This window comes from Mycobacterium sp. 1245852.3, from assembly GCF_001669335.1.
Classification (GTDB): Bacteria; Actinomycetota; Actinomycetes; order Mycobacteriales; family Mycobacteriaceae; genus Mycobacterium; species Mycobacterium europaeum_A.
Genome location: NZ_LZLL01000196.1, coordinates 1 through 13,325 on the forward strand (window position 1 = coordinate 1; position 13,325 = coordinate 13,325).

Consider the following 13,325-nt stretch of genomic DNA (forward strand, 5'->3'; position numbering starts at 1 on the left):
CGCCGGAGTTGAACAGCACCGAGCGCTTCTCGCCCGAACCCGGGGTGATGCGGTTGAGCGTCTCGGCGACGGCGACGTAGGACTCGTAGGGCGTCACCATGAAGCAGGTGTGGGTGAACTCTTCGACCTGTGCGCGCACCGCTTCGACCACCCGGGGTGACGAGTTGCCGATCGTCGTCACCGCGATGCCGGACCCCAGATCGATCAGCCGGTTGCCGTCGACGTCCTCGATGATTCCGCCGCCGGCGCGCGCCACGAAAACCGGCACCGACACGTTCACCGCGTGCGACACCGCCGCGGCCCGGCGCTTGCTCAGTTCCAGCGATGCCGGACCGGGGATCTCGGTAACCAGCTGGCGGGTCTGCTCGAGGCTGGCCACCACAAAACTCCTCCCCGCGGCGTGCGTGTCACGTCGCATCAAAAGCCTATCGAGCTTGACCCCGGCGGGCACTGCGTGCACCGTGGCGGTCGGTCGCGACCCGTGGCCTGCCAGACTGAACGGGCACACTGGACCGTTACGAGGTGCGCGACGCACGAGTCCTACCGGCACCCAGCCGTAGTAATGCCCCGTATGCCGAAGAATATTTACGACGAAAGACAGGCGCGTCCATGCAGAGTCTGATCCTGTTCCTGCCGTTCCTGCTCATCATGGGCGGGTTCATGTACTTGGCATCGCGCCGTCAGAAGCGCGCGATGCAGGCCACCATCGACCTGCACGAGTCCTTGCGCCCGGGCGATCGGGTGCACACCACGTCTGGCCTGCAGGCCACCGTGGTCGCCATCACCGAGGACAACGTGGATCTGGAGATCTCCCCCGGGGTGGTGACCACCTGGATGAAGCTGGCGATCCGTGACCGGATCCTGCCCGACGACGACGAGGACCTGGCCGACGGCGACGACCCCGCCGACGAGGGCTCGATCAGCAAGGATTCCTGACGGCCGATCGCCACCCGGCGGACCGCTTGCGCAACCGGTAATCGAGGGCCACGTAGGCTCTCCTCCGGGGTAAGTAACCGATATTCGAGGAGATAGAAGGAACGTGGCATCGTCTTCGGCGCCGGTGCACCCTGCCCGCTACCTGTCGGTCTTCTTGTTATTGCTCGTCGGCGTCTACCTGTTGGTGTTCCTCACCGGGGACAAGCGAGCCGCTCCGAAGCTCGGTATCGACCTGCAGGGCGGCACCCGCGTCACGCTGACCGCGCGCACCCCGGACGGGTCGAAGCCCAGCCGTGAGGCGTTGGCGCAGGCCCAGCAGATCATCGGCGCCCGGGTCAACGGGCTCGGCGTCTCCGGTTCGGAGGTCGTGGTCGACGGCGACAACCTGATCATCACCGTCCCCGGAAACGACGGCAACGAGGCGCGCAACCTGGGCCAGACCGCCCGGCTCTACATCCGGCCGGTGCTCAACTCCATGCCGGCCCAGAGCGCGGAGCCCAAGCCGGCGCCGCGCCAGCCCGCGCCCGGCCAGCCCGCTCCGGGACAACCGGCGCCAGCACAGCCGGCTCCGGGACAACCGGCGCCAGCACAGCCGGCTCCGGGACAACCGGCTCAGCCGGCTCAGCCGGCTCCCGCGCACCCGGGTGCCCAGCCCCGGCCGTATCCGCAGGACCCGCCCCCGACTCCCAGCCCGGCACCCAGCCCCGCGCCAGCGCCAGCGCCCGGGGCACCCGCACCGGCGCCCGCGCCCGGGGGTCCCGCGGCCGAGGCGCCGCCCGGGGAACAACCCGCGCCGCCCGACCCGCGCAAGGAACTCGCCGACCGCATCGCCGATGAGAAGAAGTGGCGCCAGAGCACGCGTCAGGGCATCCAGTTCCTGGCCCTGCAATTCCAGGCGACGCGCTGCGATAAGGAAGACATCTTGGCCGGCAACGACGATCCCGCCCAGCCGTTGATCACCTGCTCCACCGACCACAAGGTCGCCTACCTGCTGGGGCCGTCGATCATCAGCGGTGACCAGATCCAGGACGCCAGCGCCAGCCAGAACCAGCGCGGCATCGGCTACGTTGTCGACCTGCAGTTCAAGTCCGCCGCGGCGAACACCTGGGCCGACTTCACCGCCGCCCACATCGGCACCCAGACCGCCTTCACGCTGGACTCGCAGGTGGTCAGCGCGCCGATGATCCAGGAGGCGATCCCCGGCGGCCGCACCCAGATCAGCGGTGGCGATCCGCCGTTCACCGCCGCGACGGCCAAGCAGCTGGCCAACGTCCTCAAATACGGCTCACTGCCGCTGTCCTTCGAGGCCTCGGAGGCCCAAACCGTCTCGGCGACACTGGGATTGACCTCGCTGCGGGCGGGCCTGATCGCGGGCGCCATCGGCCTGATCCTGGTGCTGGTGTACTCGCTGCTCTACTACCGGGTGCTGGGACTGCTCACCGCCCTGTCGCTGGGCGCTTCCGGCGCAATGATTTTCGCGATCCTGGTGATCCTGGGTCGCCAGATCAACTACACCCTGGATCTGGCGGGCATCGCGGGTCTGATCATCGGTATCGGTACCACCGCCGACTCGTTCGTCGTCTTCTTCGAACGCATCAAAGACGAGATCCGCGAAGGCCGTTCGTTCCGGTCCGCGGTGCCACGAGGCTGGGTGCGGGCCCGCAAGACCATCGTGTCGGGTAACGCCGTCACCTTCCTGGCCGCCGCGGTGCTCTACGCCCTGGCGATCGGCCAGGTGCGCGGCTTCGCCTTCACGTTGGGCCTCACCACCGTCCTCGACATCGTGGTGGTGTTCCTGGTGACCTGGCCGCTGGTGTACCTGGCGTCCAAGTCCCCGACGCTGGCAAAGCCGGCCTACAACGGCCTGGGCGCCGTTCAGCAGGTGGCCCGCGAACGCCGGGCTTCGGCGCAGGTCAAGACGGGACGGGGATAGCGCATGACTTCCTCCAAAGCCTCCAAGGACGCAACCGAGCTCACCGAAGCCTCCGAGGGCGCCACCGAGTTGACCGACGGCGCCCCGCACCACGGGTTTCTGTCGCGCCTGTACACCGGCACCGGCGCCTTCGAGGTGGTCGGGCGGCGCCGGCTGTGGTTCGGCATCAGCGGCGCGATCGTCGCCGTCGCCATCCTGTCGATCCTGCTGCGGGGCTTCACCTTCGGCATCGACTTCAACGGCGGCACGACGGTGTCGATGCCGGCCGCCGGGAAGACGGGCACCGTGCAGACCTCGCAGGTCTCGGAGGTGTTCCACCAGGCGCTCGGAAAGGATCCGGAATCGGTGGTGGTCGTCGGCAACGGCGCCGGCGCGACCGTGCAGATTCGCTCGGAGACGCTGACCAACGATCAGACGACCAAGCTGCGCAACGCCCTCTTCGATGCGTTCGGACCCAAGGGCGCCGACGGCAAGCCCAGCAAGCAGGCGATCAGCGACGCGGCGGTCTCCGAGACGTGGGGTGATCAGATCACCGACAAGGCGCTGATCGCGCTGGCCGTGTTCTTGGTGCTGGTCGGCGTCTACATCATGGTGCGCTACGAGCGGTACATGGCCATCTCCGCGCTGACGACCATGGTGTTCGACCTCAGCGTCACCGCGGGGGTGTACTCGCTGGTCGGTTTCGAGGTCACGCCCGCCACCGTCATCGGCCTGCTGACGATTCTCGGCTTCTCCCTCTACGACACCGTCATCGTGTTCGACAAGGTCGAGGAGAACACCCACGGCTTCCAGCACACCACCCGGCGCACGTTCGCCGAGCAGGCCAACCTCGCGATCAACCAGACGTTCATGCGGTCCATCAACACCAGCCTGATCAGCGTGCTGCCGGTGCTCGCGCTGATGGTGGTGGCGGTGTGGCTGCTGGGCGTCGGCACGCTGAAGGACCTGGCGCTGGTGCAGCTGGTCGGCATCCTGGTCGGCACGTACTCGTCGATCTTCTTCGCCACGCCGCTGCTGGTCACGCTGCGCGAGCGCACCGAGCTGGTGCGCACCCACACCCGCCGCGTGACGCGGCGGCGCACCCCCGGTTCACGCGCGGCGGCCGAGACCGCCGGTGACGACGACGCCGACACCGCCGGGGAAGCGAAAGAAGCGACGACGACGACGGCGGCCGAGCCGGCCAAGCCCGCGCCGAGCAAGCCGGCACCGGGAGCTCGCCCCGTGCGGCCGACCGGGACCCGGCGTCCCACCGGCAAGCGGAACGTCGGCCGGCGGTAGTCACCATGGCCACCAGCTACCGGGGAACTGGGGCCGGTCGTCGTAGCGTGCTGGTCGGCCGCCGAGCCCTGACGGGGTGGATCGGCGCCGGATTGGCGGTGGTGCTGGCGGCGGGTGTCACGCTGACGGCCTGTTCGGGCAGCGCCGCCTCCCAGATCGACTACGTGGTCGACGGCCCGCTGTCCACCTACAACACCAACACCGTCGTCGGCGCCGCATCGGCCGGGGCGCAGGCGTTCGCCCGCACGCTCACCGGGTTCAGCTATCACGGCCCCGACGGGCAGATCGTCGCCGACCGCGACTTCGGCACCGTGTCGGTGGTCGGCGGCACCCCGCTGGTGCTGGACTACCAGATCGCCGACAACGCCGTCTACTCCGACGGCAAGCCGGTGACCTGCGACGACATCGTGCTCGCCTGGGCGGCGCAGTCCGGCAGGTTTCCCGACTTCCACGCCGCCAACCAGGCCGGCTACCTCGACATCGCCAACGTCGAATGCATCCCCGGGCAGAAGAAGGCCCGGGTGTCGTTCATCCCGGACCGCGGCGTCGTCGACTACAACCAGCTGTTCACCGCGACCTCGTTGATGCCGTCGCACGTCATCGCCGACCAACTCAACGTCGACGTGACCGCGGCCCTGCTCAGCAACAACGGGCCGCTGGTGGCCCAGATCGCGAAGCTGTGGAACACCATCTGGGACCTCAAGCCCGGGCTCCAAAAAGACGTGCTCGAAAAGCGTTTCCCGTCGTCGGGGCCGTACAAAATCGAATCCATCCTCGATGGCGGCGCGGTGGTGCTGGTCGCCAACGACCGGTGGTGGGGACCCAAGGCCATCACCAAGCGGGTCACCGTGTGGTCGCAGGGGCCCGACATCCAGGATCGGGTCAACAGCCGCAGCGTCGACGTGGTCGACGTCGCCGCGGGTTCGTCCGGCGCCCTGACCACACCCGATAACTACGAGCGCTCCGATGGCCCGTCGAGCGGCATCGAGCAGCTGATCTTCGCCCCGCAGGGTCCGCTGGCCGCGCCCAAGGCCCGGCGCGCGGTCGCGCTGTGCACGCCGCGCGACTCGCTGGCCAAGGACGCCGGGACGCCGATCGCCAACTCGCGCCTGGATCCGGTGATCGATGACGCCGTGTCGGCCGCCGACGGGGCGGGCGAGGCCGACGCGTTCGCCAAGGCCGATCCGGGCGCGGCGCGCGCCGCGCTGGGCGGTGCGCCGCTGACGGTGCGGATCGGCTACCAGGGGCCCAACGCGCGGCTCGCGGTCAACGTCGGCGTCATCACCAAGGCGTGCGCCGCGGCCGGGATCACCGTTACCGGCGTCATCCTGGACAGCTCGGGGCCGCAGGCGCTCAAGGACGGCAAGATCGACGCGCTGCTGGCCAGCACCGGCGGGGCCACCGGCAGCGGGTCGACGGGGTCGTCGGCGCTGGATGCCTACGCGCTGCACACCGGCAACGGCAACAACCTGTCCGGATACAGCAACCCGCAGGTCGACAACGCGATCGGGGCGCTGGCGGTCTCGGCCGACGCCGCCGAGCGCGCCAGGCTGCTGACCGAGACCGCGCCGGTACTGTGGGGCGACATGCCCACCCTGCCGCTGTACCGGCAGCAGCGCACGCTGCTGACCTCGAAGAAGATGTACGCGGTGAGCAAGAACCCGACCCGCTGGGGCGCGGGCTGGAACATGGACCGATGGGCCCTGATCCAGTGAGGCTCCGATGACCAACGCCGCCGGGTTGATCGCGTCGCTGACGCGCAAGGTGGCCGATTTTCCCAAGCCGGGCGTCCAGTTCAAGGACCTCACCCCGGTGTTCGCGGACGCGACGGCGATGACCGCGATCACCGGCGCGCTGGCCGAGATCGCCTCGGGCGCCGATCTGGTGGCCGGCATCGAGGCCCGCGGGTTCCTGCTGGCCGCGGCCGTCGCCGAGCGGCTGCAGACCGGCGTGCTGGCCATCCGCAAGGCCGGGAAATTGCCGCCGCCGGTGCACGCCGAGACCTACGACCTGGAGTACGGCAGCGCCACGCTGGAGATTCCCGCCGACGGCCTGGACCTGCGCGGGCGCAACATCGCGATCATCGACGACGTGCTGGCCAGCGGGGGCACCCTGGCCGCCGCGGTCCGGCTGCTCGAGCGCGCCGGGGCGCACGTGACGACGGCCGCGGTGGTCTTCGAACTGAGCGCGCTGTGCGGCCGGGAAGCGGTCGCGCCATTGGCCGTGCACAGCCTGACTTGCGAGTAGCGCTCTCCCATTGGAGATATCCTCGAATTCGGAGGTGACCAACGTGGCGGAGGACAACAGCGCGGCGCAAGCGCTTGACGCGCCCACTAACGTCTCGGAGTCGCCGGCCATCACGCAGCCGATGGAGGTTCCGGAGCCCCCGACGGAGTCCCTGAAAACGTCGAGCAGCGCGTCGCGGCGGGTGCGGGCCAGGCTGGCCCGCCGGATGACCGCCCAGCGCAGCACCCTCAACCCGGTGCTCGAACCGCTGGTGGCGGTGCACCGGGAGATCTACCCGAAGGCCAACGTGTCGCTGCTGCAGCGGGCCTTCGAGGTCGCCGACTCCCGCCACGCCACCCAGTTACGCCATTCCGGGGACCCCTACATCACCCATCCGCTGGCCGTCGCCACCATTCTGGCCGAATTGGGCATGGACACCACGACTTTGGTGGCCGCGCTGTTGCACGACACCGTCGAGGACACCGGATACACGCTGGACGCCTTGAGCGAGGAATTCGGTGAAGAGGTGGGCCATCTGGTCGATGGCGTGACGAAACTGGACCGGGTGGTGCTGGGCAGTGCCGCCGAGGGCGAGACGATCCGCAAGATGATCACCGCGATGGCCCGCGATCCCCGCGTGCTGGTGATCAAGGTGGCCGACCGGCTGCACAACATGCGCACCATGCGGTTCCTGCCGCCGGAGAAGCAGGCGCGCAAGGCCCGCGAGACGCTGGAAGTCATTGCGCCCCTTGCGCATCGGCTCGGGATGGCCAGCGTCAAATGGGAACTGGAAGACCTGTCATTCGCGATCCTGCACCCCAAGAAGTACGACGAGATCGTGCGGCTGGTCGCCGGGCGTGCGCCGTCGCGCGACACCTATCTGGCCAAGGTCCGCGCCGAGATCGTCAACACGCTGAGCGCGTCGAAGATCAAGGCGACGGTGGAGGGCCGGCCCAAGCACTACTGGTCGATCTACCAGAAGATGATCGTCAAGGGCCGCGACTTCGACGACATCCACGACCTGGTCGGCATCCGCATCCTGTGCGACGAGATCCGCGACTGCTATGCCGCCGTCGGCGTGGTGCACTCGCTGTGGCAGCCGATGGCGGGGCGGTTCAAGGACTACATCGCCCAGCCGAGATACGGGGTGTACCAGTCGTTGCACACCACCGTGGTGGGGCCGGAAGGCAAGCCGCTGGAAGTGCAGATCCGCACCCGCGACATGCACCGCACCGCCGAATACGGCATCGCCGCGCACTGGCGTTACAAGGAAGCCAAGGGGCGCAACGGCGTTCCGCATCCGCACGCCGCCGCCGAGATCGACGACATGGCCTGGATGCGTCAGCTGCTCGACTGGCAACGGGAGGCCGCGGACCCGGGCGAGTTCCTCGAGTCGCTGCGTTATGACCTTGCCGTACAAGAGATCTTCGTGTTCACCCCGAAGGGTGACGTGATCACCCTGCCCAACGGCTCCACTCCGGTGGACTTCGCCTACGCGGTGCACACCGAGGTCGGCCACCGCTGCATCGGCGCCCGGGTCAACGGTCGGCTGGTGGCTCTGGAGCGCAAGCTGGAAAACGGCGAAGTCGTCGAGGTTTTCACCTCCAAGGCGGCCAACGCCGGGCCGTCGCGGGACTGGCAGCAATTCGTGGTCTCGCCGCGCGCCAAGGCCAAGATCCGGCAGTGGTTCGCCAAGGAGCGCCGCGAGGAGGCGCTCGAATCCGGCAAGGACGCCATGGCCCGCGAGGTCCGCCGGGGCGGACTTCCGTTGCAGCGCTTGGTCAATGGCGAAACGCTCGCGGCGGTGGCCCGCGAGCTGCACTACACCGACGTCTCCGCGCTCTACACCGCGATCGGTGAGGGCCACGTGTCGGCCCGGCACGTCGTGCAGCGGCTGCTGGCCGAGCTCGGCGGCATCGACCAGGCCGAGGAGGACCTCGCCGAACGCTCCACGCCGACAACGATGTTGCGCCGCCCGCGCAGCAGCGACGACGTCGGCGTCTCGGTGCCCGGTGCGCCGGGTGTGCTGACCAAGCTGGCGAAGTGCTGCACACCGGTGCCCGGCGACCAGATCATGGGGTTCGTCACCCGCGGCGGTGGGGTGAGCGTGCACCGCACCGACTGCACCAACGCCGCCTCGCTGCAGCAGCAGTCCGAGCGGATCATCGAAGTGCATTGGGCGCCTTCGCCGTCGTCGGTGTTTCTGGTGGCCATCCAGGTCGAGGCGCTCGACCGGCACCGGCTGCTCTCGGACGTCACCCGGGTGCTGGCCGACGAGAAGGTCAACATCTTGTCCGCGTCGGTGACCACCTCCGGTGACCGGGTTGCGATCAGCCGCTTCACCTTTGAGATGGGCGACCCCAAGCATCTCGGCCACCTGCTCAACGTCGTGCGCAACGTCGAAGGCGTGTACGACGTCTACCGCGTGACGTCCGCGGCCTAAGCCCTAGCTCAGCCGCACCGAGGTGATCTTCACCGGGTTGGTGGGCGCGCCGCTCTGCCGATTGCCGGCGATACCGGCCCGGGCGATCTTGTCCAGGGTGGCCAGCCCCGCCTGGTCGATGGTGCCCAGCACCGTGCTCTGCGGTTCCATCTCGGAATCCTGGAAGATCAAGGCGAATTGGCTGCCGTTGGTGTTGGGTCCCTCGGTGGCCATGACGATGGTGCCGCGCGGATACACCACCGTCGCGCGCAGCGCGGGGTCGTCGGGCTTATATTGGTCGGCGGGGTACTCGTCGGCGAATTCGTAACCGGGGCCACCGGATCCGTCCACCTCGGGGCCGCCGCACAACAGCGACCCGCCATCGGGCGAGCTGATCAACCGGGCGCACTGGGTGTTGTCGAAGAATTGCTGCTTGACCAGGCTGATGAAGCTGTTCACCGTGCACGGCGACTCGGAATTGGCGAGCTGGATCGCGATGTCACCGACGTTGGTGGAGATGACGGCGCCGATCTGCGGGGGAGTGGTCGACACCCGGCCCGACGGGGGCGGGTTCACCGGCCGGCTGACCGGATCGGGCACGGACCGGTACTGGCAGTCGGCACCCAGGTCGGGCGGCGGTGCGAACGCCGGCAGCGGCGGCGCCGTCGCCGACGCCGGGCCGCTGGAACCGGGGTTGGATCCGGTCCTGCCGGGCGCCCGGGCCCGGGTCTGGGTGGAGGATGCCGCGCTGTCCGCGGAGCCGTGACTCTGGGTCACCAACGCGAAGACCAGCGCCGCCACCGCCGCCAGCGCCAGCGCCGACGCGCCGACGATGCCCACCAGCAAACGCCTGGAATGCGTTGGGCGGCCGGGTGCTTGCCGCGGATCCGGGCTGCCGCCGGGCTGCGGTGGCGGTGCCGGCGGGGCGAAGCCGACCGGTCCCGTCGCCGGGCTCGGCAGCGCGGCCCTGGCGGCCTCGGCGAGCTCCATCGCCGTCTGATACCGCTGTTCGGGGTCCTTGACCATGCCCCGGGCGACGACCGCGTCGAAGGCCGCGGGCACCTCGGGCGCGATCGCCGACGGTCGCGGCGGCGGGGCGTTCAGGTGCGCGTTCAGCTGTTCTTCGAGGCTGTCGCCCGCGAATGGGCGCTTGCCGGTCAGGCACTCGTGCAGCACGCAGGCCAACGAGTAGACGTCGGCACGATGATCGGTTTTGCCCTTGAAGCGCTCGGGCGCCATGTAGGCGACGGTGCCCATCGTGGCGCCGGTCTGCGTGAGCTGAGTGTCGGCCTCCGCGCGGGCAAGGCCGAAGTCGATCAGGTAGACGAAGTTGCGCGCGGTGGTGATCAAGATGTTCATCGGCTTGATGTCGCGGTGGATCAAGCCCGCCTGTCGCGCGCTATCCAGCGCTGCCGCAACCTGTTCGATGACCGCTACCGTCTGCTCCGGGCTGAGCCGGCCGCCGCTTTCGGCGATGTAGTGCGACAGGTCGCGGCCCTCGATCAGTCGCATGTCGACGTAGAGCCGGCCGTCGATTTCGCCGTAGCCGTGAATCGGCACCACGTGCGGGTCGGTGAGGCCGGCCGCGATGCGGGCCTCACGGCGGAAACGCTGCTGGAAGTCCTGGTCCTCGGCCAGATGCGGCGGGAGCACTTTGAGCGCCACCACCCGGTCTGTGGTCGCGTCGTAGGCCCGGTAGACCCGGCCCATGCCGCCGCGTCCCAACAGGTCCAGTATTCGGTAATGGCCGAATGTGTCCGGATCCAGATTCACCCAACGACCATAAGCCGTCGGCGGTGCACGTCGGGCGAATCCCGCCGATCAGAGGGCGTTTCGCGCCCGGCGCACGCGCCGCGCTTGCGATCGGCGCTAGTCGAGCAGCAGCGAGGTGATGGTCACCTCGGTCGCGGGGGCGCCGTCTTCACCGCCGCCGGCGACGCCGGCCTTGGCGATCTTGTCCAGGGTGGCCAGGCCGTCGGGCTGGATGGTGCCGAACACGGTGTATTGCGGCGGCAGCTGGGAGTCCTTGTATACCAGGAAGAATTGGCTGCCGTTGGTGCCGGGCCCGGCGTTGGCCATGGCCAGCGTGCCGCGCGGATAGAGGACGGGCTCCTGCGCCTTGGGGTCGTTCGGCGGGTACTGGTCGGTCGGGTACTCGTTGGCGAATTGATAGCCCGGACCGCCGGTGCCCTCGCCCTTGGGGTCGCCGCACTGCAGCACGCCCAGGCCCTGGGAGGTGGTCAACCGGTGGCATTTGGTGTTGTCGAAGTATTTCTGGCCGATCAGGCTCGCGAAACTGTTGACCGTGCAGGGTGATTCGTTGTTCGCCAGCATCAGGCCGATGTGGCCCTGATTGGTCACCATGCTGGCGCTCACCTGGGCCGGATCGGTCGGCACCTTGCCGGTTCGCGGCGGCTTGACCTGCTTGGCGGCCGGCTCGGGGGAGGCCGGGTACTGACAGTTGGCGCCCAGGTCGGCCGACGGCTTGAACGGCGGCAGCGGCGCGGCGTTCGGGGTCGGCCCCGCGGGGGTCGTGGACTCCGGTGAGCTGGTGCTGCTGGTGGTCGTTGACGCCGCGGTGTTGCTCTTGTGGTCGTGCTTGGTGTTGACGATCGTGATCACCACCGCCACGATCACGGCCACGGCGACGATCGAGGCGGCCGCGATCAGCACGATCCGGCGCGTCTTGGCTTGCTTCGCGCGCCTTTCCAGCTGCCGTTCGAGCTTGCGTTTGGCGTTGGCGCGTCGCTGTTCGTTGGTCGGCACGGCCGCTATGCCTCCATGCTGGTGAAGTCGGAGTCCCGTAGACGGGTGAGGTGCCAGCTCAGGCTAATGTGGGCGCCGCGACTCGTGTCAAGTGGGGCCCGTGGGAAACTGGGAAGCGTGTTGATCACCGGATTCCCCGCCGGCATGTTGCAGTGCAACTGCTACGTGGTGGCCGAACGGCCTGGGACGGACGCCGTCATCGTGGATCCGGGACAGCGGGTGATGGGCGCGCTGCGCAACATCCTGGACAAGAACCGGTTGACGCCGGCCGCGGTGCTGCTCACCCACGGCCACATCGACCATATGTGGTCGGCGCAGAAGGTGTCCGACACCTACGGTTGCCCGACCTACATCCATCCCGAGGACAGGTTCATGCTCACCGACCCGATCTACGGCCTGGGCCCGCGCCTGGCGCAGATGGTCGCGGGCGCGTTCTGGCGGGAGCCCAAGCAGGTCGTCGAGTTGGACCGCGACGGCGACAAGCTGGACCTGGGCAGCGTGACCGTCAACGTCGACCACACGCCCGGGCACACCCGGGGATCGGTGATCTTTCGGGTCGACGGGGGGACGAAGGACGGGAAAGACTTGGTGTTCACCGGTGACACGCTCTTCGAGCGCGCGGTGGGGCGCACCGACCTGTTCGGCGGCAGCGGCCGCGACCTGCTGACCTCGATCGTCGACAAGCTTCTGGTGCTCGATGACGACACCGTGGTGCTGCCCGGGCACGGCAACTCCACCACCATCGGCGCCGAGCGCCGCCTCAACCCGTTCCTCGAAGGCCTGTAGCCCGTGCCGGAGTTCGCTGCGCCCAAGGGCGTGCCCGACTATGTCCCGCCGGACTCGGCGCAATTCGTCGCGGTGCGCGACGGCCTGCTGGGTGCCGCCCGCCGGGCCGGCTACGGCGATATCGAGCTGCCCATCTTCGAGGACACGGCGCTGTTCGCCCGCGGCGTCGGTGAGTCCACCGACGTGGTGTCCAAGGAGATGTACACGTTCGCCGACCGCGGCGACCGCTCGGTGACGCTGCGGCCCGAGGGAACCGCCGGGGTGGTGCGTGCGGTCATCGAGCACGGGCTGGACCGCGGCGCGCTGCCGGTCAAACTCTGTTACGCGGGGCCGTTTTTCCGCTACGAGCGTCCGCAGGCCGGCCGCTATCGCCAGCTGCAGCAGGTCGGAGTGGAGGCGATCGGCGTCGACGACCCGGCCCTGGACGCCGAGGTGATCGCCATTGCCGACGCCGGTTTCCGTTCGCTCGGGCTCGACGGCTTCCGCCTGGAGATCACCTCGCTGGGCGATGACAGCTGCCGCCCGCAGTACCGGGAACTGTTGCAGGAGTTCCTCTTTGGTCTCGACCTGGACGAGGAGACCCGGCGACGGGCGCAGCTCAATCCGCTGCGGGTGCTCGACGACAAGCGGCCGGAGGTGCGCGCCATGACGGCCGCAGCGCCGGTGCTGCTCGATCACCTGTCCGACGCGGCCAAGCAGCACTTCGACACCGTGCTGGCGCATTTGGACGCGATGGGCGTGCCTTACGTCATCAACCCGCGCATGGTCCGCGGGCTGGACTACTACACCAAGACGACCTTCGAGTTCGTGCACGACGGACTGGGCGCGCAGTCCGGCATCGGTGGTGGTGGTCGTTACGACGGCCTGATGCGCCAGTTGGGCGGGCAAGACCTGTCCGGCATCGGGTTTGGGCTCGGGGTGGACCGTACGCTGCTGGCGCTGCGCGCCGAGGGCAAGAGTGCGGGGGAGGCCGCGCGC

At 68.9% G+C, this 13,325-nt stretch carries 11 protein-coding genes; 8 read left to right on the forward strand and 3 right to left on the reverse strand.

Annotation, left to right across the window (positions count from 1 at the left end; genetic code table 11):
* Window positions 1-379 (reverse strand): aminotransferase class III-fold pyridoxal phosphate-dependent enzyme (locus tag A9W96_RS08900; protein ID WP_156765167.1); only part of this gene is annotated, 379 nt, incomplete at its 3' end.
* Window positions 380-609: 230 nt separating this feature from the next.
* Here A9W96_RS08900 and yajC point away from each other — a divergent pair.
* The 6 genes from yajC to A9W96_RS08930 all read left to right on the forward strand — a co-directional run bounded on the left by yajC (window position 610) and on the right by A9W96_RS08930 (window position 8,816).
* A complete protein-coding gene (yajC, locus tag A9W96_RS08905) occupies window positions 610-936 on the forward strand; it encodes a preprotein translocase subunit YajC (RefSeq protein ID WP_066863870.1) in 327 nt (108 codons plus the stop codon).
* Between the two features lie 103 nt (window positions 937-1,039).
* Entirely contained in the window at window positions 1,040-2,869 is a 1,830-nt protein-coding gene (gene secD / locus A9W96_RS08910) for a protein translocase subunit SecD (protein ID WP_067139078.1), read from the forward strand.
* Window positions 2,870-2,872: 3 nt separating this feature from the next.
* A complete protein-coding gene (gene secF, locus A9W96_RS08915) occupies window positions 2,873-4,147 on the forward strand; it encodes a protein translocase subunit SecF (protein WP_067139081.1) in 1,275 nt (424 codons plus the stop codon).
* 5 nt (window positions 4,148-4,152) lie between these two features.
* Window positions 4,153-5,862 (forward strand): ABC transporter substrate-binding protein, encoded by a 1,710-nt coding sequence (locus A9W96_RS08920; RefSeq protein WP_067139084.1) that lies wholly within the window; start codon window positions 4,153-4,155, stop codon window positions 5,860-5,862.
* A 7-nt stretch (window positions 5,863-5,869) separates the two neighbouring features.
* Window positions 5,870-6,394: an adenine phosphoribosyltransferase gene (locus A9W96_RS08925; RefSeq protein ID WP_067024242.1), complete on the forward strand. Its 525-nt coding sequence runs from the start codon at window positions 5,870-5,872 to the stop codon at window positions 6,392-6,394.
* A gap of 43 nt (window positions 6,395-6,437) precedes the next feature.
* Window positions 6,438-8,816, forward strand: a complete 2,379-nt coding sequence (locus A9W96_RS08930; protein ID WP_066861064.1) for a bifunctional (p)ppGpp synthetase/guanosine-3',5'-bis(diphosphate) 3'-pyrophosphohydrolase — start codon at window positions 6,438-6,440, stop codon at window positions 8,814-8,816.
* A gap of 3 nt (window positions 8,817-8,819) precedes the next feature.
* On the opposite strand, the gene A9W96_RS08935 is transcribed toward A9W96_RS08930, so the two are convergent.
* Together A9W96_RS08935 and A9W96_RS08940 are read right to left on the reverse strand one after the other, a co-directional pair.
* Window positions 8,820-10,568, reverse strand: coding sequence for a protein kinase (locus tag A9W96_RS08935; protein ID WP_067139087.1), 1,749 nt, complete (start codon window positions 10,566-10,568; stop codon window positions 8,820-8,822).
* A 96-nt stretch (window positions 10,569-10,664) separates the two neighbouring features.
* On the reverse strand, window positions 10,665-11,561 hold the full coding sequence (locus A9W96_RS08940) for a peptidylprolyl isomerase (protein ID WP_066861044.1): 897 nt from the start codon (window positions 11,559-11,561) through the stop codon (window positions 10,665-10,667).
* 117 nt (window positions 11,562-11,678) lie between these two features.
* Here A9W96_RS08940 and A9W96_RS08945 point away from each other — a divergent pair, with 117 nt between their 5' ends.
* Entirely contained in the window at window positions 11,679-12,347 is a 669-nt protein-coding gene (locus tag A9W96_RS08945) for an MBL fold metallo-hydrolase (protein ID WP_066861041.1), read from the forward strand.
* Window positions 12,348-12,350: 3 nt separating this feature from the next.
* Window positions 12,351-13,325 (forward strand): histidine--tRNA ligase (gene hisS / locus A9W96_RS08950; protein ID WP_067139090.1); only part of this gene is annotated, 975 nt, incomplete at its 3' end.

What these genes read in the sequence shown, in the direction of transcription:
- yajC (WP_066863870.1), top strand. Translation starts at nt 610, where the DNA reads ATGCAGAGTCTGATCCTGTTCCTGCCGTTCCTGCTCATCATGGGCGGG.
- secF (WP_067139081.1), top strand. Translation starts at nt 2,873, where the DNA reads ATGACTTCCTCCAAAGCCTCCAAGGACGCAACCGAGCTCACCGAAGCC.
- A9W96_RS08920 (WP_067139084.1), top strand. Translation starts at nt 4,153, where the DNA reads ATGGCCACCAGCTACCGGGGAACTGGGGCCGGTCGTCGTAGCGTGCTG.
- A9W96_RS08925 (WP_067024242.1), top strand. Translation starts at nt 5,870, where the DNA reads ATGACCAACGCCGCCGGGTTGATCGCGTCGCTGACGCGCAAGGTGGCC.